Origin of the sequence: Sphingopyxis sp. H073 (genome assembly GCF_001468395.1) — a bacterium.
Classification (GTDB): Bacteria; Pseudomonadota; Alphaproteobacteria; order Sphingomonadales; family Sphingomonadaceae; genus Sphingopyxis.
In genome coordinates this window covers 1-835 of the sequence record NZ_LNSG01000026.1, presented here as the reverse complement: position 1 = coordinate 835, position 835 = coordinate 1, and the positions used below count along the sequence as shown (strand labels likewise).

General features: G+C 59.6%; 1 protein-coding gene. It reads left to right on the top strand.

Annotated elements, in window-relative coordinates:
• Positions 1-67 precede the first annotated feature (67 nt).
• A protein-coding gene (locus ATE64_RS21410; RefSeq protein ID WP_156420381.1) for an IS5 family transposase occupies positions 68-828 on the top strand; the annotation gives its coding sequence in 2 pieces (ribosomal slippage) (positions 68-392 and positions 392-828; 762 coding nt in all).
• Positions 829-835 lie beyond the last annotated feature (7 nt).

Genomic DNA, 835 nt, shown 5'->3' with positions numbered 1-835 from the left:
CTAGGGTCAGGACCCATTGATTTGAGCAGGCCGCTGTGATTCAGGCTCACTGTGAGGAGCCTGACTGATGAGTGATTTGTATTGGCTGACTGACGAGCAGATGGCGCGTCTTCAGCCGTATTTTCCGAAGAGCCATGGCCGGGAGCGCGTCGATGACCGGCGGGTTTTGAGCGGCATCATCTTCGTCAATCGTAATGGGCTGAGGTGGCGGGATGCGCCGAGAGAATATGGCCCGGCAAAGACGCTCTACAATCGCTGGAAGCGGTGGAGCGACAAGGGCATCTTCATCCGCATGATGGAGGGCTTGGCGACACCTCAGGCTCCCGAACGCAAGACGATCATGATCGACGCGACCTATCTCAAAGCGCACCGCACGGCGTCGAGCCTTGGGGTAAAAAAGGGGGTCCGGGACGCCTGATCGGCCGCACGAAAGGCGGTATGAACACCAAGCTTCATGCCGTGACCGATGCAAATGGCCGCCCGATCAGCTTCTTCATGACCGCCGGGCAGGTCAGCGATTACACGGGCGCGGCCGCTTTGCTCGACAGTCTGCCCAAAGCGCAATGGATGCTCGCCGACCGGGGCTATGATGCCGACTGGTTCCGCGACGCCTTGCAGGAAAAGGGGATCACGCCCTGCATCCCGGGCCGGAAAATACGGAACAAGACCGTAAAATACGACAAGCGGCGCTACAAACGCCGCAATCGAATCGAGATCATGTTCGGTCGTCTCAAGGACTGGCGGCGCGTCGCCACGCGCTACGATCGGTGCCCGAAGGCCTTCTTCTCCGCCGTAGCCCTCGCCGCTACAGTCATCTTCTGGCTCTGATCAATGA